General features: G+C 66.0%; 17 protein-coding genes. 6 read left to right on the top strand and 11 right to left on the bottom strand.

From position 1 onward, the window contains the following. The first annotated feature begins 5 nt into the window (after positions 1–5). From M1248_RS14005 to M1248_RS13995, 3 genes are all read left to right on the top strand, one after another. Positions 6–1,598 (top strand): FAD-dependent monooxygenase, encoded by a 1,593-nt coding sequence (locus M1248_RS14005; protein ID WP_317148732.1) that lies wholly within the window; start codon positions 6–8, stop codon positions 1,596–1,598. An 82-nt stretch (positions 1,599–1,680) separates the two neighbouring features. Beyond that, a complete protein-coding gene (locus tag M1248_RS14000; RefSeq protein ID WP_163728555.1) occupies positions 1,681–3,591 on the top strand; it encodes an ABC transporter ATP-binding protein/permease in 1,911 nt (636 codons plus the stop codon). 46 nt (positions 3,592–3,637) lie between these two features. Next, positions 3,638–5,554, top strand: a complete 1,917-nt coding sequence (locus tag M1248_RS13995; RefSeq protein WP_163737188.1) for an ABC transporter ATP-binding protein/permease — start codon at positions 3,638–3,640, stop codon at positions 5,552–5,554. Here M1248_RS13995 and M1248_RS13990 read toward each other — a convergent pair. Genes M1248_RS13990 through M1248_RS13970 form a run of 5 tightly spaced genes read right to left on the bottom strand, consistent with a single transcriptional unit; the run spans position 5,551 to position 9,276 of the window. Further along, positions 5,551–7,038, bottom strand: a complete 1,488-nt coding sequence (locus tag M1248_RS13990) for an FAD-binding protein (RefSeq protein WP_317148731.1) — start codon at positions 7,036–7,038, stop codon at positions 5,551–5,553. The two genes, M1248_RS13995 and M1248_RS13990, sit on opposite strands and share 4 nt — an antisense overlap. Then, positions 7,035–7,532 carry a VOC family protein gene (locus M1248_RS13985; RefSeq protein WP_317148730.1) on the bottom strand — a complete coding sequence of 166 codons (498 nt, stop codon included), beginning with the start codon at positions 7,530–7,532 and terminating at the stop codon, positions 7,035–7,037. Before M1248_RS13985 ends, M1248_RS13990 begins: the two co-directional genes overlap by 4 nt. Positions 7,533–7,577: 45 nt before the next feature. Then, positions 7,578–8,216: an SRPBCC domain-containing protein gene (locus tag M1248_RS13980; RefSeq protein ID WP_317148729.1), complete on the bottom strand. Its 639-nt coding sequence runs from the start codon at positions 8,214–8,216 to the stop codon at positions 7,578–7,580. Continuing rightward, a complete protein-coding gene (locus tag M1248_RS13975) occupies positions 8,209–8,556 on the bottom strand; it encodes an ArsR/SmtB family transcription factor (RefSeq protein ID WP_163728564.1) in 348 nt (115 codons plus the stop codon). Before M1248_RS13975 ends, M1248_RS13980 begins: the two co-directional genes overlap by 8 nt. Before the next feature lie 42 nt (positions 8,557–8,598). Then, positions 8,599–9,276 (bottom strand): TetR/AcrR family transcriptional regulator, encoded by a 678-nt coding sequence (locus M1248_RS13970; protein ID WP_163728566.1) that lies wholly within the window; start codon positions 9,274–9,276, stop codon positions 8,599–8,601. Between the two features lie 101 nt (positions 9,277–9,377). On the opposite strand from M1248_RS13970, the gene M1248_RS13965 reads away from it, so the two are divergent. Continuing rightward, the gene (locus tag M1248_RS13965) at positions 9,378–9,818 is read left to right on the top strand and encodes a nitroreductase/quinone reductase family protein (RefSeq protein WP_163728568.1); all 441 of its coding nucleotides are present in this window, start codon (positions 9,378–9,380) and stop codon (positions 9,816–9,818) included. On the opposite strand, the gene M1248_RS13960 is transcribed toward M1248_RS13965, so the two are convergent. The 6 genes from M1248_RS13960 to M1248_RS13935 form a co-directional block, all read right to left on the bottom strand. Continuing rightward, positions 9,815–10,498, bottom strand: coding sequence for a hypothetical protein (locus M1248_RS13960; protein ID WP_317148728.1), 684 nt, complete (start codon positions 10,496–10,498; stop codon positions 9,815–9,817). The genes M1248_RS13965 and M1248_RS13960 overlap by 4 nt on opposite strands. Before the next feature lie 197 nt (positions 10,499–10,695). Continuing rightward, on the bottom strand, positions 10,696–12,102 hold the full coding sequence (locus tag M1248_RS13955) for an FAD-dependent oxidoreductase (protein WP_317148727.1): 1,407 nt from the start codon (positions 12,100–12,102) through the stop codon (positions 10,696–10,698). 260 nt (positions 12,103–12,362) lie between these two features. Continuing rightward, positions 12,363–13,544, bottom strand: a complete 1,182-nt coding sequence (locus M1248_RS13950; protein ID WP_163728572.1) for a cation:proton antiporter — start codon at positions 13,542–13,544, stop codon at positions 12,363–12,365. A gap of 3 nt (positions 13,545–13,547) precedes the next feature. After that, positions 13,548–14,030, bottom strand: coding sequence for a cation:proton antiporter regulatory subunit (locus tag M1248_RS13945; RefSeq protein ID WP_163685018.1), 483 nt, complete (start codon positions 14,028–14,030; stop codon positions 13,548–13,550). A 29-nt stretch (positions 14,031–14,059) separates the two neighbouring features. Beyond that, positions 14,060–14,941, bottom strand: a complete 882-nt coding sequence (locus M1248_RS13940) for a sterol desaturase family protein (RefSeq protein WP_163737193.1) — start codon at positions 14,939–14,941, stop codon at positions 14,060–14,062. Positions 14,942–15,087: 146 nt separating this feature from the next. Next, entirely contained in the window at positions 15,088–16,677 is a 1,590-nt protein-coding gene (locus M1248_RS13935) for a carboxylesterase/lipase family protein (protein ID WP_163728574.1), read from the bottom strand. A gap of 87 nt (positions 16,678–16,764) precedes the next feature. Here M1248_RS13935 and M1248_RS13930 point away from each other — a divergent pair, with 87 nt between their 5' ends. Further along, positions 16,765–17,706, top strand: coding sequence for an oxygenase MpaB family protein (locus M1248_RS13930; protein WP_163728576.1), 942 nt, complete (start codon positions 16,765–16,767; stop codon positions 17,704–17,706). Further along, a complete protein-coding gene (locus M1248_RS13925; RefSeq protein ID WP_163728578.1) occupies positions 17,703–18,332 on the top strand; it encodes a TetR/AcrR family transcriptional regulator in 630 nt (209 codons plus the stop codon). Before M1248_RS13930 ends, M1248_RS13925 begins: the two co-directional genes overlap by 4 nt. Positions 18,333–18,337: the final 5 nt, after the last annotated feature.

Raw genomic sequence — 18,337 nt, 5'->3', positions numbered from 1 at the left:
AGCGCGTGCCAAACTCTTCGCAAACGCAAGTACTCATCGCCGGCGCCGGTCCTGTCGGACTCACCGCGGCCATCGAGCTGGCGCGCCGCGGTGTCGACTGCCGCATCGTCGATCCGCTTCCGGAACCGGTGCAGTATGCGAAAGCCGTTGGTGTGCAGCCACGTACGCTCGAAGTCTTCGAATCGATGGGCTTGTTGGGACGCATTCTGGACGCGGCCGTCGAGATGCACGGGCAGATCGTATATGTCAACGGCGAGAAGGTCGGCCAGGTCGAGTTCGCGATTCCGTCCGATGTGCCCTTCGGGTTCATCGCGATACCGCAGTACGCCACCGAACGAATTTTGCGCGAGGAACTGGCCCTGCGTGGCGTCGAGGTCGAGCGCGGGGTGCGGGTCGGCGGGTTTGAGCAGGACGGCGACGGCGTCCGCGTCACGCTGACCGGTCACGGGGGCGATCAGACCGTGCAGGCCGGTTTTCTCATCGGCGCCGACGGTGCGCACAGCGTCGTGCGCAAGACCCTTGGGTTGACGTTCGAGGGCGCGGCGTTCGAGGAGCAGTACATGCTCGGCGACGTCGAGGTGGATTGGTCGGCGCCCCGCGGTTACGCGATCCGCGCCATGCATCAGACCGACGGCGCGACCGACGAGCTGCTGGTGTGCATTCCCCTGCCGGGCCGCGGCCGGTACCGCATGTCGATGCTCGTGCCCCCCGAGCTGTCCGCCGCACCGTCGCAGGGCATCGCGCACGGGTTCGAGGGTGAGCGCAAACCCGAGCTGAGCCATGTGCAGGCGGTGCTCGACCGGCTCTCGCCGGAACCGACGACGGCACGAAACATGCGCTGGTCCTCCGTCTTTCGGATCAGTCACCGGATCGTCGACGCGTACGGGCGGGGCCGGGTGTTCGTCGCGGGTGACGCCGCGCACATCCATCCGCCGACGGGCGCCCAGGGGATGAACACCGGCATCCAGGACGCGCACAACCTCGCGTGGAAGCTCGCGCTCGCGGTGTCCGGCCGCGCGGCGCCCGGTCTGCTCGACAGCTACGACGCCGAGCGCCGCCCCGTCGGCGAAGAGGTTGTGGGCCGGACGGTACGCAGTGCGCGTGAGGGCATCGGCGCCGATTCCACCGACGTCGACTACGTGATCCGTCGCGAGGCCCAGCTGCTGATCAACTACGCCGACTCCCCCATCGTGGGAACCGACGCCGGTGCCCGGGCGCCCGACGCGACGGGTCTGACCCGTGCCGCGGTCACCGGGCCGCTGCGGCTGTTCTCACTGTTCGGGCTTGGGCACACGCTGCTGCTGTACGCGGACGGCGGCGCCGGACCCTCCGATGTCGAGCAGTTCGAGCGGGCCGCCGACGCAGCGACAGCGATCGCCGGCGGTCATCTCAACGTGTATCTGGTCGCCGCGCCCGGCGCCGACGTCGCAGGCACGGTACTGCCGTTGGTGCGCGATGCGGAGTCGAATTTCGCGACGGCGTACTCGGCGACCGGTCATTCCAGCTTCCTTGTCAGGCCAGACGGATACCTCGGATTCGCCGGTGCGCACGAGGATGTCGACGCTCTGACGGTGCACCTGCGGAAGACGTTCAACTGACCGCGGCCCGCGAGGACCGTCGCGCGGTCCGCACTGCGGTCGCTTCGCCGCACGCCGGTTGGTGTGCTGGGGGTGGCGCCGCTTGAACTCACAGTTCGAGTCGTCCATCGACTGGAGCCGCGAACTCGGCAATTCTGCGATCTGGATTGTGCAGACTTTCGTCATCACGGCGGTGTGCCTCGTCGTGGTCTTGGTTCTCCTCGGCCGTATGACCGAGTGGGGGCGCCAGTTCTGGCGCATCACGTCGGGCTATTTCACCGGCAGGCAGAGCGCGTCGGTGTGGGCGGTCGTCGGCGTCCTGCTGCTCTCGACGATCGTTTCGGTGCGCATCAACGTGCTCCTCACCTACTACGTCAACGACTTGTTCACCGCGGTACAGATTGCGTTTCAGGGCGGTACCGACGAGGCGGTGCGGTCTTCGGGCATCGACGGGTTCTGGGCATCCATCGCGGTGTTCGGCATCCTCGCCGGGTGTTACCTCGTGCGACTGCTCATAGACATGTACGTGACCCAGCGATTCATGATGCGGTGGCGAATCTGGTTGAGCCAACGCTACATCGGCGACTGGCTCAGCGACTTCGCCTACTTTCGCGCCCAGTTCACCCGTCGGCCCATCGACAACCCCGACCAGCGAATCCAGCAGGACATCGACAGCTTCACCGCGGGCGTCGGCGGCGACCCGAACAACCCGATCTTCAACTCGGGCAACACCCTGTTGTTCGGCGCGGTGCACGCCGTGGTGTCGGTGCTGTCGTTCGGTGCGATTCTCTGGCGGCTGTCCGAACCTGTCACCGTCGGCGGCATGGTGCTGCCCAAGGCGCTGTTCTGGATCGTGATCGCCTACGTGTTGGTGGTGACGATCGTCGCCTTCGTCATCGGCCGTCCGTTGATTCGCTTGAGTTACTTCAACGAACTGCGTAACGCGGGCTTCCGGTATGCGTTGGTGCGGTTACGCGATACCGGTGCCGCCGTGGGCCTGTATCGCGGTGAGAATGCGGAACGCAAACTGCTCGACGGGCGACTCTCCGACGTCATGCGCAACTACCGCAGCTGGTTGAACCGGATGATGCTGTTCTTCGGCTTCAACGTGACGATGAGTCAGGCGATCAATCCCCTTCCGTGGATCGTGCAGGCGCAAGCGCTTTTCGCACAACGGATTTCGTTCGGCGATGTATGGCAGTCGTCGAACGCGTTCACCGAGATCCACAACTCGCTGTCGTTCTTCCGCAACGCCTACGACCAATTCGCGAGCTATCGTGCGGTCATCATCCGGCTGGACGGGTTGGCCGAGCAGAACTCGCGAGCGGGGATGTTCACTTCGGTCGACACCGCGGGGTCGATTGACGATTCGTTGGAGATCGACGATGTCGATGTCCGCATGCCCAACGGCGACTTACTCGTGCGCGGGCTGGGGCTGCGGCTCGATCCGGGCGATGCGCTGTTGATCAGCGGGCGGTCCGGGGTCGGCAAGACGGTCCTGCTGCAGAGCCTGGCCGGCTTGTGGCCCTTCGCCACGGGCAGCGTCCGGTCTCCCGCCGGCCGTGCCGGCGCGATGTTCGTCCCGCAACTGCCCTACCTGCCGCTCGGCGACCTGCGTGCCATCACGTGCTATCCCCTCGAGAAGGGGCCGGACGACCGGGAGATCCAAGAGGCTCTCGTCAAGGTCGCACTGTCACACCTCGCGATCCGCCTCAACGAGGCCCAGGACTGGGCAAAGGTGCTTTCCGTGGGCGAGCAGCAACGCCTCGCGTTCGCCCGCATCCTGTTGAATCGGCCTGCGGTGGTGTTTCTGGACGAGTCGACCTCGGCGATGGACGAGGGCCTCGAGTTGATGCTCTACGAGTTGCTGCGTGCCGAACTCCCCGACGCCATCGTGGTGAGTGTGAGCCACCGCGCCACCGTCGAACGGTTCCACAGCCGGCGACTGGAACTGACGGGCGACGGCGAATGGCGGCTGGACAGACTCCCCACCGGCACTGGCGACCACTGGTAACGCCGGTAACAGGCTGGCGAGGTACCTTGCCACAGTGGAAGAGGGAATGTTCGTCCCCACGCTGGACTGGGGCCAAGAGCTCCTGACGTCGCTGCAGTGGATCGGCCAGGCGTGGTTGATCGCCGCGGTGGCGACGCTGTTGATCTGTGTCCTGATCGCGAAGTACACGGTGTGGGGCAGGCAGTTCTGGCGTATCACCGGCGACTACTTCAAAGGACCGGACAGCGTCAAGGTGTGGCTGTGGCTGGCGGTGATCCTGCTGTCGGTGATCTTTGGCGTCCGGCTCACGGTGTTGTTCAGCTTCCAGGGCAACGACATGATGACCAGCTTCCAGGTCGTGGCGGCCGGCGTCGCCGCGGGCGACGACGCAGTAAAGAACTCTGGACGCGACGGCTTCTACCTGTCGATGATCGTGTTCTCGGCGCTGGCCTTCCTGCACGTCGCACGCATCATGTTCGACCTCTTCATCACCCAGCGGTTCATGCTCGCCTGGCGCGCGTGGCTAACCGACCGGCTGACGGGCGACTGGCTCGACGGCAAGGCGTACTACCGCGGCCGCTTCATCGACGACACGATCGACAACCCCGATCAGCGGATCCAGTACGACATCGACATCTTCACCGCGGGCGTCGGCGGCCTTCCGAACACCCCGGCGAACACCTCCACCTCCACGCTGCTGTTCGGCTCGGTCAATGCGATCGCCTCGATGATTTCGTTCACCGCGATTCTTTGGAACCTGTCGGGAACGCTCACGCTCCCCTTCGTGAACTATGAGCTGCCCAAGGCGATGTTCTGGATCCTGATCGCCTACGTGCTCTTCGCATCGGTCATTGCGTTCTGGGTGGGCCGGCCGATCATCTGGCTGTCGTTCAGGAACGAGAAGTTCAACGCGGCGTTTCGCTATGCGCTGGTCCGGCTGCGCGACGCGTCGGAGGCCGTGGCGTTCTATCGCGGCGAGCTTGCCGAGCGCACCGGATTGCGCAAGCTCTTCGCGCCGATCGTCGCCAACTACAAGCGGTGGATCAACAGGATGATGGCCTTCTACGGCTGGAACCTGTCGATGAGCCAGATCATCGTCGTGCCGCCCTATCTGTTTCAGTTCCCGAGATTCTTCGACGGCGAGATCACCCTTGGCGCGATGAGTCAGTCGGCTTCGGCGTTCGGCAACATCGAATCGGGGCTGTCCTTCTTCCGCAACGCATACGACGCGTTCGCGGGCTACCGCGCGTCGATCATCCGCCTCGACGGGTTGCTCACCGCGAACGAAGAGGGCAGGGCGCTCCCCGAGATCACCACCACGCCGTGCAGGGACGGCACCGTGGAACTCAAGGACATAGAAGTCCGAACCCCCGACGGTAAGCAGCTCGTCAAACCACTCGACTTGCGCCTCGAGGTAGGCGACACCTTGGCGGTCAAGGGCGAATCCGGCTCCGGCAAGACGACCCTGTTGCGCAGCCTTGCCGAGTTGTGGCCGTTCACCACCGGCACATTGACGCGGCCGTGTGGGCCCAACGAGACCATGTTCCTGTCCCAGATGCCGTACGTTCCTCTCGGCAATCTGCGCGCGGTCGTCAGCTATCCGACCGAGGAAGGCGACATCGACGACAGGACTCTGAAGCGCACGCTGGAACAGGTGGCACTGCCGCACCTGGTCGATCGACTCGACGAGGTCGAGGACTGGGCCAAGGTGCTCTCCCCCGGCGAACAGCAGCGCATCGCGTTCGCCCGCATTCTATTGACCAAGCCGTTGGCCGTGTTCCTCGACGAGTCGACGTCGGCACTCGACGAAGGTCTGGAGTACCTGCTGTACACCCTCATTCGCAGCGAGCTGCCCGACACCATTCTGGTGAGCGTCAGCCACCGTAAGGCGCTCGAGCAGCATCACACCCATGAACTCGAGCTGCTCGGCGAGGGTGAGTGGCGGTTCGGCCGGGTAGGCGGCGAGGAACCCGCGCCGGTCTAGGTGCAGGCCTGAGCGGCGTGCGTACCCGCACGGCGGCCGAAGAACGACCCTTCGCCGAGCTGGGTGCCGCTGGCATAGCCCTTGCCGTCCTGCGCGATGTTCGACGCGCAGGCGCCCGCGGCATAGAGGCCTTCGATGACGCTGCCATCGGAGCGCAACACCTGTCCGTCGATCGACACGTCGAGACCGCCCATGGTGAATCCCGAGTACATCGCTACGCCCAGTGACAGATCGAACGCAGCCCACGGGCCGTTGTCCTGTGCCGCAACGTATTCCGGCTGTTTGTGGAAGTCCGGGTCTTCGCCGCGCGCGGCGTTGTCGTTGTAGCGGTCGAGGGTGGCGGCGAGCTTGCCCGCCGGAATGCCAAGCGCCTCCTCCATTTCCGCGACCGTCTCGAATCCGTCGATGAACTTGATCAGCGGCATCTCGGGCATCTGCATGTGCGCTTCGTCGACGATGAGGTATGCCTGCTGGTCGGGTTGTTCCAGGACGTACGCCGATGTGCGGGAGTGGTAGGAATCCTCGGTGACGAACCGCTCGCCCCGGTTGTTGACGATGACACCGGTCAGCAGAATCTCCGGCGGGTACGCGGCGGCGGTGATGAACAGCCCGTCTAGGTTCTCCGCCACGCCACCGGCCGATACGCCGAGGGCGATGCCGACTCCGTCGTCGTAGGGGTTGCCCAGGATGTAGGGCTCTACCTCGCCGTGGTGTTTGGTTTTCCGTTTCTGACCGAGCGCTGGAGTGTGCTCGGCGACCATTTCGGCGTTCATCGCGAAGCCGCCGGCGGCGATGACGACGGCCTTGGCTTTGATCGCCCCGGTTTCGCCGAAGTGCTTCCAGCGGACCCCGACGACGCGGCCGTCGTCGACCACCAGATTGGTCACGCCGGTCTCATAGCGGATCTGCACGCCCTGATCGGTCGCACGTTTCACCAGCAGGTCGATGACCATGGCGGCGCCGCCCAACTCTCCCGGAACCGGAACCGAATGTCCGCGCGGCGCCGGTTTGGCCTGCTCACAGTACGGCCATACCTTCTCGTTACCGGTGTAGGACAACCCCTCGGTGCCGGGCGGCACCACCACCTTGCCCTTCCAGAAGCTGCGTTCGAACTGAAACCCAAGCGCCTCAAGCCAATCGAAGTGTTCGACGCTTTCGTCGCAGTAGAGGCGAATCTTGTCGAGATCCGGGTCCGCCGAGACGGCCACGAGATACTTGTACATCTCATCGGCGCTGTCGTCGTGTCCGGTGGCCTGCTGCACCGCTGTGCCGCCGCCCAGATAGAAGTGGCCACCGGCCATCGCACTGGTGCCGCCTGCCGCGGGCGCCTTCTCCAGCACCAGAACGTCGGCTCCCGCCGCCGCGGCGCTCACGGCTGCGCAGCCGCCGGCCATGCCGAAGCCGATGACCAGGACATCGACCTCGTCAGACCATGACTGAACATCGGCCGCGTCGACGGTGTCCGGAATGTCGAGAGCGCTCACTGTTGCTCCTGTTTCACATAGTCGAAAAATGACTTGATCTCGTCGGGGATGACGGCGATCTCGATGTAGGGGGCGCCGGCCTCGACGGCCGACAGGTAGGCGAACCGCATCCCGCCGGGCATGATCCCCTGCTGCACGACGGGGGTCCCGTTGGCTTCTGCGTCGCGCAGTGCAGCGTCGAACGCCGCGGAGTCGGGTGCCTCGACACAGATGTGGTGCAGACCGGGTCCGCAGCTGTCGAGGAACTCGGAGTACACGCTCGGGCCGCCGCCGATCGGTGCGATCAGCTCGAGCTGGGTGTCACCGGCGTAACTGAACGCGATGTCGGCGGTGAAGTCGGCGGGCGCGCCGCGGAAGGTGCACGTGTCGGGCGCGAAGTGGACGTCGGGTATCCGCACCCACTTCTTGGCGCCCAACATCGTGGTCAGCGCCTTTTCGGTGACATCGAGGTCCCGCGTCACCCACGCAATCTGGACAGGTGTCTGGGCATGCATCGGGTCGAGGATATCCCCGGCCGCCCCGGATGGCTAGAACGTGTTCTAGTTTTCCTCGCCGAGGTACGCCGCCAGGCATCGCTGTGCCATCTCGCGCGCTGTCGACGGGTCGGTTCCAAACGCGATGTTCGCGTCACACCACCTCTCGACGGACAGGGTGAGGAACCGCCGACCGTCGTCGGTGACGATCCACTGCTCACCGAAGGACGGATCGATGGCCGCCCCGGTCGCCACGTGGATCGCGAGCCCGAGCACCATCGAATCCCAACCCATCCCGACCGCGCCGGGCCCGAACTGGTCCCAGTGGTCGTCGACGTGGGCGATGTGCTCGATCACCAGGCGCGAGCGGTCCGGGCCGTCGGCGCTGACGGTGACATCGATCCAGCTGACACCTCCGCCGAATTCCCAAGTCGCGGTGAAGTTTTTGGGCGGATCGCAGGTCAGGACGGTACCGCCCGCCTGACCCTCCAACTGGTAGGAACCGCCGACCGTCAGGTCGCCGGAAATGGGCATCAACCACCGGGGAATGCGCTCGATGTTGGTGACGGCGTCCCAGAGGTCGTTCTGATCGGTGTCGTAGGACTGGCTGATGGTGACGACGTGCGCTTCCTTGGCATCGATGATGCGCGATCCCAGCTTGCGCTCGACGGCGTTGATTTGATGCTCGATATCGACGTCAGTCATGTTGCCTTCCTTGGCTTCTGCGTTGTCGTTTTCCGCGCGCGATCTCGGTCGCCAGGGCGTCGAGTCGCGGCGCCCAGAACCGGCGGAAGCCGTCAAGCCACTCATCGACGTCGCGTAGCGCCGCGCCGTTGACGGCGTACAGCCTGCGCTGCCCGTCCGGCCGTACCGAGGTGAATCCGTTCTCGCGCAACACCTTGAGGTGCTGCGACACCGCCGGCTGGCTGATCGCGAACTCTTCCTGAATCTGCGCACCGATGGTCCCCGCCGACTGCTCGCCCTCGGCGAGTAATTCGAGAATGCGCCGACGCACCGGGTCACCAAGGACGTCGAACGCGTGCACGGTCCTAGATTAAAGTAGACACTTATATAAGTCAATAATGAATTATCGGGTGAGCATCTCGATCAGCAGGTTGACCTGGAGGTCGAAGGCATCCCCCGGGTCGGTGAGCGTGTCCGCCCCGTACTGGCCGAACACCTCCAGGCTGATCGCCCCGATCAGCCCCGCCCACAGCAGGAAACACTTGGCGACCGCGGAGTCGTCGCCGGAGAAATCGAACTCCTCGCGCACCCGGTCGAAATCCGACGACAACCGCTGCCCCACAGCGACGTCGGAGGTCGAGATGTCGTCTGCCGCGATGCCCGCGGCGACGGCGCCGAACAGCGCGCCGACGACTCGCGTGCCCGGGCCGACGGTTCGTTCCGCCGGAGCGCGATACCCCGGCACCGGACTGCCGTACAGCAGCGCCCAACTCGCCGGGTGATCGACGGCCCACTGCCGGGCGGCCTGCGCCATGACGAGAAGCCGATCGCGCCACGAAGTCTCGCAAGCACCTGCGTCGTCCACCGCGTCCGCCAGCTCCGAATAGGCGTCGACGAGCAGCAGCGTCAGCAGCTCGTCGCGGCTGGCCACGTACCGGTAGACCGCCGACGACACCACGCCGAGATCGCGCGCGATGGCGCGCAGCGACAACCCGGCCGCACCTTCGGTGACCAGGTGACGACGGCCGAGCTCGATGATCTGGCGTTCGATGCGGTCGCGCGCGTCCTGCCGCTTGCCCATGCCGCCAGTGTCACACAAAACGAGATCACTGCTCTTGATTTTCACACCGCAGCGTGCCACCCTCGAAAGAGAGCACCGCTCTCGATACGAAGGAGAATGCGATGTCTGTGCGCTACGACCAGCCCACACCCGCCGCCCGCGCCGTCAACGAACTGTTCCGCCTGCTCGCCGAGGCCGGCATCAGCGTCGCGGGCACGGTGGCAGTGCGGGTCCGGGGCCGAAAGACCGGAAAGCGTCGCGGTGTGGTCGTGAATCTGTTGACCGTCGACGGCCGCGACTACCTGGTTTCACCGCGCGGCACCACCCAGTGGGTTCGCAACGCGCGGGCGGCGGGCGCTATCGAGATGGGTCCGCGCTGGCGCAGCCACGAGGTGCGCATCACCGAGGTCGCCGACGACGCCAAGCCGGATCTGTTGCGGCGCTACCTTGATCGGTGGTTCTGGGAGGTGAAGGGACATGTCGACGGACTGACACCCGAATCCTCGGACGCGGAGATGAGCGCGACAGCGCCGTCGATTCCCGTGTTCGAACTCCTGCGTTAGGGCACCGGAGCCGACGCCGCGGAGATGACGTCGTCCTGGCTCGCCTGCTGATTGGCGACGTGCCAGGACACCGCGGCGGGGAACTGTCCCCAGGTGCTGTTGAACATCCCGATCATCGCGGCCCTGCCGTCGGGGGTGATGAAGTAGACCGGGCCGCCGGAATCGCCCTTCTGACTCACGACACCGTTGGCCATCGTGAACCAGCCGTTGTAGACCGCCTGAATGTTCCCGCAGCTCTCGCCCGTCACCACGCCGAAGTGGCACACCGGTAGGCCGGGTGTGGGCACGACGCCGGGATCGGACACCAGCACCAGGCCGCGCGGCAGCACGTTGTTGATCGCGACGTCGGGGGCGAGGGTGATCGCCTCCCAGTCGGTGATCTGATGGTTGGTGTCGATGGTGGCACCGTCGGGAGTGTTGTCCCGGAACGACGCCTGCTGCCCGATGTGTCTGCGGCCGCTGTCCTGCACCGTGCCGTCGCCGCGGCAGTGGCCGGCGGTGTAGGCGATGCGCGCGGCGGGGTCGACGAATCCCAATGTGCACGCGTTGGTGCCCTGGATGATTTCCATGCCCGGAAACACGATGACGCCCGGATCGGCTTGCACAGGCACACCGGGGAGCACGAGCGCGCCGAGCGATGCTGCCACTGTCGCGAAAACGCGTAACGATCGTCGGCGCATCGTCGCCCCCTTGGGTCTCAAGTGTGTAAAGGGTACCGGCGTCAAGAGATGCCCACAGGCCGAGTGCGAGAAGTGATACCCGCGCCCGACCAGGAGCAATCACACAACTGGCGTACCTACTTCAGCCCATCGGCAAGGGTCACAGAAGCGTTACAGAGTGGCAACGGCGGCCGTTCGGCCCGATCGACAAGGGGCCGTCAGGAATCGAAGCCGAGACCCAGCGCGTCGAGTGTGCGAAGAAAGATGTTGCGGCGCCCCGCCGAATGGTCGGTGCGGTCCAGAGACCATCGCGTCGCCTGGATGCCGATGCTCGCGATCGGTTCGGGCGGGAACGGCAACGGGCGTCGGCGCACCATCTCCAACTCGGTGCGCGGGGTGGGAATTCCGTCGAGCAGATCCAGGCACACGTCGGCCGCGAACCTCGCCGCGCCTACGCCAAGGCCGGTGAACCCGTTGACATACGCGACCCGGTCATCGTGGGCCCGACCCCAGTGCGCGCAGAAGCGAGTGTTGGTGTCGATGGCGCCGGCCCAGCGGTGCGAGAACCGGACGTCGTCGAGTTGAGGGAACGTGATGAAGAAGTGCGCGGCGAGGCGCTGATACGTGTCGGGCCGATCCTCGTAGGTGGAATCGACCTTGCCTCCGAAGTGATACACCGCGTCATAGCCGCCCCACACGATGCGGTTGTCCACGGTCAACCGGTAGTAGTGAAACTGGTTGGCGCAGTCACCGATTCCCTGCCTGTTCCGCCACCCGATGCGGTCCAGCTGCGCGTCGGTCAGCGGCTCGGTCGCCAGCACGTAGTCGTAAACCGGAACGGTGTGCAACCGGTTGCGGCGCAACAGGCTCGGGTAGACGTTCGTCGCCAGCACCACCTGGCGCGCGGTGATGGCCGCGGCGGCGGTGTGCACGCGCAGCGCACGGCTCTCGGACTCCAACCGGGTGGCGTTGGCGCGCTCGTAGATCTGCACGCCAGCGTCCGTGCACGCGCGGGCGAGCTCGAACGCCAGCTTGGCCGGGTGGACGATGGCGCACGTGTCGGCACTGAACAGCCCCGCCAGATAGGTCGGCGAGTTCGCTTCGGCGCGGACGTGCTGCGTGTCGAGGAAGCGGCCCTCTCCCCCGTCCGCGGCGTCCCGCAGCCAGTCGACCTGATGCGGTTCGGTGGCGACCGAAAGCATTCCGGTGCGCTGCCACTCCGTATCTAGCCTCAGACGCTCGATGTCGGCCTGCATGCCGTCGAGGTTCTGGATGCCCATCTGGTCCAGAGTGTGGATCTCGTTGGGCCAGCGTGTTTTTCCGTTCTCGGCTCCGTGAGTCAGGCTGGCGTCGACGAATCCGCCGTTTCGTCCCGATGCCGCCCACGCGATGCGGTTGGCCTCGATGAGGACGATGCGCCGGTCCGGATTGCGCTCGGCGGCATGCAGTGCCGTCCAGAGCCCGGTGTAGCCGCCGCCGACCACGAGCAGGTCGCAGGTGATCGATGCGGTCAGCTGAGGGTAGGCGGGCCGGGGAATGTCCAGCCACATCGAACCGAAGGAGCTTGCCGCAAGCGAACGTTCGATCAACCGGGGATCTACGGGGGCATCGAACACTGTGTGCACACGGCGGAGACTACGGGGCCGATGGCGGCGGCGTCGAGGATCCGTTGCCGGGCCGGTGAGGATGGCTGCGTGGCGCTCGTGGTCTCGGCGCGAACGGGCGCAATACCACGGTGCCTACGACGGCCGCGGCACAGCTCGGGCGTCCTTCGAGGCCGCCGGTTGCATCACCTCGACGCCGCCCGGCGATTCGCGACACCGTGCGGGTCAACGGATGGCCGAGCGCGAGACGGGGTCCGCTGTGCAGCGATGGTATGGCGACCTTATTGCCGATCGGTCGCCGGTGTTTCGCCGATCTGCCTGACGGCAGGGCGCAGGCCACCTCCGCTGAAGCGGGTCAACACGGGTCCGACAATCGCGAGGATGAATACGTAGGGAGTCGCGACCGCACCGAGCTGTGGGATCGACATCGCGACCAGGCCGATGATGACGAGTGAGAATTCCCCACGGGCGATCAGCGCCATACCCGCGCGCAACTGCCCGGGCCTGCCCACCCCGTCACGACGGGCGGCGAACCGGCCGGTCAACACCTTCGTCACGGCTGTCACCGCCGCGAGCGCCAGAGCGGCGGGCAGCATCGGAATCAACTCCGCAGGGTTCACGGAGAAGCCGATTGCCAGGAAGAAGATTGCCGCGAACAGATCCCGCAGCGGGCTCAGCACAATCCGCGCGCGGTCCGCGGCGTCACCGGTCAGCGTGAGACCGACCAGGAACGCACCGACCGCGGCCGACGCGTGCACGAACTCGGCCAGCGCGGCAACGATCAACGTCAGGCCCATGATTCGCAGTAGAAGCTGCTCGTTGTCAGGATGCGCAACCAGGCGGCCGAGGTGATGTCCCCAGCGAAGGGAGGCGATGAACGCCACCACCAACGCGGCAACGGCGAACGTGACGCCGAGAATCGCCTGCCACCAGGTTCCGCCTGCCGCGAGGACCGCCAGCAAGGGGAGGTAGGCCGCCATCGCGAAGTCCTCGAGCACGAGAATTGACAGGACGGCCGGGGTCTCGCGGTTGCCGAGCCGGCGCAGGTCGGAGAGCAGCCTGGCGATGACGCCTGACGACGAAATGTACGTCACGCCGGCCAGCGCCAGGATCCCGACGCCGTCGAGCCCGAGCAGCCAGCCCGCGATCGCCCCGGGTGGCGCATTGAGAAACAGATCTACCCACGCCGACGGCAGATGTCTGCGCAGGCTGCTGGCGAATTCGCCGATCGAGAACTCCAGCCCCAACACGAGCAGCAGAAGGACCACACCGATGGTTGCCCCGGCGTGAACGAATTCCCCGGCAGCGGGTATCGGCGCGACGCCGCCGTCTCCGAGTGCCAGGCCTACCAGGAGATACAGCGGGATTGGCGACAGTGCGAACCTGCGTGCAGCGCTGCCCAGCACAGTGAGCACCGTGAGGATGACGCCGAGCTCCAGCAGCAACGTCGCCGAGATCTGCACCGGTCAGCCTCTGGCGACGATGTCTTCGACGCCAAGGATGCCTTCCGCGGTGCCGATCACCACCAAAACGTCACCGGCGCGGAGAGTTTCGGCCGGACCTGGCGAAGCGAGGACCGCGTCGTCGCGCACGATCGCGACGATGGACGCGCCGGTGCGCGTCCGTGCCCGGGTCTCCCCGAGGGGGCGATTCGCAAATGGACTCCCGGGCTCGAGGACAACTTGTCCGGCATCGAGGCCCGGGACTTCGCGGGTGAGGTCGGCGAATCGTTCCGCGATTCGCGGCGCACCCAGGATCTGAGCGAGGGCTTCTGCCTCGTCCTCGGTCAGTCGGAACACGTGCTGTGCCTGGTCGGGGTCCTCCTTTGGGTACACGACGATTTCGAAGTCACGGGTGCGTCGTGCGACCACGCCGATCCGGTCGCCGTCACGATTGTCGAATTCGTAGCGCAACCCGACGCCGGGCAGCAAAACCTCTCGGACATCCATGGCTCCATACTGCGGGGTGGAGCGCCGATCTATACGCGAACCCTTGCAGACCCCTCGTCGACGCGGCGTCCGGCGGGCTCCCAACCCGGCGGACCGAAGGCATAGCCCAGCTTGTCTCGCCAGCGTGACGCGCACCGGACGTCGCGGAAGATCGCCACATATTCGTGCGTCTGCAGCGTCCAGATGTTGTAGGTGTCGACCTGCTTGGTCAGCCCGTAGTTCGGGCGCACGTTCTCTTCCTTGAAGCTGCCGAACAGCCGGTCCCAGAGGATGAAGATGCCGCCGTAGTTCTTGTCGAGGTACTGCTGGTCCATGCCGTGGTGAACGCGGTGATGCGACGGCGTATTGAAGACGAATTCGATTGGCCGCCAGAGCTTTCCGATGCGCTCGGTGTGGATCCAGAATTGGTAGATGAGGTTGATGGAGAAGCTGGCGAACACCATCCACGGCGGCACACCGAGCAGTGGCAGCAGCGCCCGCAGGAACACGTCGCCGCTGATGTTCCACTTCTGGCGCAGCGCGGTGGCGAAGTTGAAGTACTGGCTGGAGTGATGTGCTTGATGGGTCGCCCAGATCAGGCGGACGCGGTGCGCGATCCGGTGATAGAAGTAGTAGAGGACGTCGACGCCGACGATGGCGATCACCCAGGTGTACCAGGCGGTGGACGGCAGCTGCCACGGGGCCACGTAGACGTAGAGCGCGGCATAGGCCAACAGGGCGATGGCGTTGAGGACGCCACTGGTGGCGATCGAAACCAGCCCCATCTTGATGCTCGCCCACGCGTCGGGCTTCAGATAGGCGCCCGCCGGTGCCCGTTCCGCCTCGTCATGTACCAGCTTTCCCGCGCTGACCCATTCGATGATCAGCATGATGAGGAAGAACGGGATCGCGAACGTCACCGGGTCGTGCATCAGCGGCGGTAGCACGTCCGAGAAGACACGTGTCCAGGCCCCGTTCACGTCCAAGGTGACACCTCCGGTGGGAAAGTCTACGACCAAGCGGGGCGAGCGCTGGGCCCACGCCCGAAGGGCAGGGGACGAAGGGAACTCGGAGTGGCTCAGCGGAAGCTGAGCACCTCGTCCCCCCAGGCCAATCGCAGGTCACGGTCCAGATCGTCGACCACCCGTTCGGATGCATCGATGATCAGCGACGCCCGATCCTCTTTGCGGTACGGACGCCACTCGGGATCCCCGGCCGACGCGGACGGCGTGCCGTCCACCGCGAAGCTCATCCAACGCCTGCGCAGCCGCGCCGACACCGTCTTGCCGGCCTTGAGGCCGCCCAATTTGAATGTCGGGTCCTTAGGGCCGCCGACCAGGTTGCCCCATACATACGGCAACTCGGTGGCGTGCGCCGCGCCGAGGCGCAACAGGCGCAGCATCGGGGGCGCGAAGTCGAACCGGTAGAGGTAGACGGGTGCGACCTCCCGGTGGCCGTCGGCAAACCAGATCGACGGCATGCGGAAACCGATGTCGCGGGCCACCCCCATGCCGATCGTCTTGGGCCGGCCGCGGTATGCGGTGCGGATCTGCGCTTCATCGGGCAGCTGCAGCGCCGGCTGCTCGGCGGCGATCTCGGTGAACATCGCGCGCAGCGCCTGCGGCGAGATCGGCATCAACGGCGACTTCATCCACCGGAACAGCGCGGCCTCGTGCTTGTTCGTGCCGATGATCAACGGGACTGGATGCGTGCGACTTTCTCGGGCCAGCTTCACCGGGTGCGCGGGAATGACGTCACCGTCGATGATCGGCGCGAAGGCCAGTGTCCCCGGCCAGCGGGCCGGCACTTCGTCGAAAACCTTCTTGGAGGCCGCCAACACGGCCTCGATCGGAACTGCGGGCAGGCGTTGGGCTTCGCCCCGCCCGATGTCCAGCGCATCGAGGAACAACTCGGCGAAGCGGCGGCCGCGCTCGGAGTCGTAGATCGACGTCGCCGGCGAACTCTGGGCGATGGCCGCCGAGAACAGTCCCGCGGCGGCGGGGCTCGCCAGCAGCGTGGTCACCATGCCTGCGCCGGCCGACTCGCCGAACAATGTGACGCGGGCGGGGTCGCCGCCGAATCCGGCGATGTTGTCGCGCACCCATTGCAGTGCGAACAGCGCGTCGCGCAGGCCGAGATTGGTATCGAACCCGTCGCCGAAGGAGGACAGGTCCAGGAACCCGAGTGCGCCCAACCGGTAGTTGACCGTGACGATCAGCGCGTCGCCGCCGCTCGCCAGTGCAGCACCGTGATACAGCGATTGCGCCGACGAGCCGAGGATGTAAGCGCCGCCGTGCAGCCACACCATCACCGGTTTGCCGTCCCCCGCCTCGGTATCCGACGACGCCCACACGTTCAACGTCAGGCAGTCGTCACCCTGCGGCGCGCCGAGGTCGATCGGGATCCTCGGATCGGTGGGCTGTGGGCAGACGGGTCCCACCCGCGTCGCGTCGGCCGGCTCCGACCACCGCTGGGGCGCCTGGGGTGCCCGCCACCGCAGGTCGCCGGCTGGCGCCGCGGCATAGCGAATGCCCTTCCACACCTTGATCGTTCCGTTGTCGACGCCGCGAACGGGTCCGTAGCTGGTGTCGACGACCGGCCGCTCGACTGCGGGCACCGCCGGCGACCCGTCGTCGGCAGAGCGTCGCGTATTGGCCTCTGCTGTCACCGATTGACCTCCTCGATGAGAAAACAACCACTCCACAGTACGCGCGCGTACCGCATCTCTCCGCGGTCGGATGGTATACCTGGTGGTGTGAGTGTCACATTTATACCGAAGCGGGTCGTCGCCGCCGAGAAGCTTCGCCACCGCATCGTGCAGGATTTCGAGAAGAGCGCTGGTCGTCATGATGATCCGGCGATCTACGGTGGGCCACCAGGCGATCCCGGGCTGATCGGGCCCGGCAGCATGTCGTGGGAGATCAACGCCGACCTGGCATCCGTCTCGCAGGCCGGTTTGCCCGCGATCGTGCTGGAGATCCTCCATCCGTCCGTGGTGGCCGGCGTTCAGGATCTGTCCAACTACCGCGAAGACCCATTTCAGCGCGCCCGCGCCACCCTCGGCTACGTGCTGACCACGACGTTCGGCAACACCGAGGCCGCCACCCGGGTCATCGAACGCGTCAAGCACGTGCACTCGTTCGTCACCGGCACTCGCCCCGACGGCGTGCCGTACCGCGCCCTGGATCCCGAGCTGATCGCCTGGGTCCACACATGCATCCCGTGGATGATTCTGCGGACCTATGAACACACCAAACGCCCGCTGAGCCGCGAGGAGCAAGACCGGTATCTGACCGAACAGGCGGTGATCGGCAGGTTGGGCGGCGCCGACTGGGTGCCGACGACGGCCGCCGAACTCGACGATTACGTCGAGACCATGCGACCGAAGCTGAGCGTGAACGCGCAGACGCGTGAGTTCATCGACTTCTTGACGACGTCGCCGTTCTTCCCCGACCTGCCAAGGCCGGTGGACCGGCAACTGCACCGGTTCGCCATCCACGCGGGCATGAGCCGCGCCCCGGCGTGGGCACGCGAGCTCATCGGCTATGACCGCCCGTCCGCGCTTATTCGCCGGCTCATCGAACCCGCCCTGCACCTCGACGCCCGGCACTTGCGGTGGGCATTCGGGACACCGCGCTACGCCCAGCTCGCCCGCGAACGTGCCGCAGGTGCGCGTCCGAAGGTCGCGGTGTCGTGATCGACGCGCAGCTCATCGAGGTCATCGGCGGCGCCGCGTCCATCGGCAAAGCGGGCGGCAACGTGGACGAAGCGGCCGACCGGACCAGTCAACGCATACTCGACGCCGCTCTTCAGGAGGCGGCAGCAGTTGGGCTGCAACGGATTACGGTCGAGGATGTGGTGCGCCGCGCTGGTGTGTCACGGATGACGGCCTACCGCCGCTATCCCCGTCGCGACGATCTGGTGGAAGCGCTGGTTCGCCGGGAGACGCAACGGTTCCTCGGCGCTGTCGCCGATGCCATCGACGCCACCGACGATCCCAACGAAGGGGTGGCCGCGGCGTTCATCGCCGCGGTCACGTTCGCCCGCGAGCATCCGATGCTGCGTCGCGCCGGTCACGTCGAACCCGCACCGATCGATTCGGCGGAACTGTTGAAGATGGGGTCGGCGTTCATCGCCAACTACATCCACGGTGACACGCCGGGGACACCGCCACGGCAGGTCCGCTGGGTCGCCGATGTGTTCGCCCGGTTGTTCGTCACCTATATCTCGATGCCGCCGGACGACCCCGACTTCAGCGACGACGCCGAATTGCGTCAGTTCGCGCACGAGGTACTCACACCCATGGTCGAACGCGCCGTCTGAGGGCC

This window comes from Mycobacterium sp. 29Ha, assembly GCF_032883055.1.
In the GTDB taxonomy this organism is placed as follows: domain Bacteria; phylum Actinomycetota; class Actinomycetes; order Mycobacteriales; family Mycobacteriaceae; genus Mycobacterium; species Mycobacterium gallinarum.
Note: the sequence above shows the minus strand (reverse complement) of the source record. Positions and strands in the feature narration are given on the sequence as shown.

Coding starts and splice junctions, on each gene's coding strand:
- M1248_RS13995 (WP_163737188.1), top strand. CDS start 3,638: ATGTTCGTCCCCACGCTGGACTGGGGCCAAGAGCTCCTGACGTCGCTG.
- M1248_RS13985 (WP_317148730.1), bottom strand. CDS start 7,532: ATGCATGCCCAGACACCTGTCCAGATTGCGTGGGTGACGCGGGACCTC.
- M1248_RS13980 (WP_317148729.1), bottom strand. CDS start 8,216: ATGACTGACGTCGATATCGAGCATCAAATCAACGCCGTCGAGCGCAAG.
- M1248_RS13970 (WP_163728566.1), bottom strand. CDS start 9,276: ATGGGCAAGCGGCAGGACGCGCGCGACCGCATCGAACGCCAGATCATC.
- M1248_RS13965 (WP_163728568.1), top strand. CDS start 9,378: ATGTCTGTGCGCTACGACCAGCCCACACCCGCCGCCCGCGCCGTCAAC.
- M1248_RS13960 (WP_317148728.1), bottom strand. CDS start 10,498: ATGCGCCGACGATCGTTACGCGTTTTCGCGACAGTGGCAGCATCGCTC.
- M1248_RS13945 (WP_163685018.1), bottom strand. CDS start 14,030: ATGGATGTCCGAGAGGTTTTGCTGCCCGGCGTCGGGTTGCGCTACGAA.
- M1248_RS13940 (WP_163737193.1), bottom strand. CDS start 14,941: ATGCACGACCCGGTGACGTTCGCGATCCCGTTCTTCCTCATCATGCTG.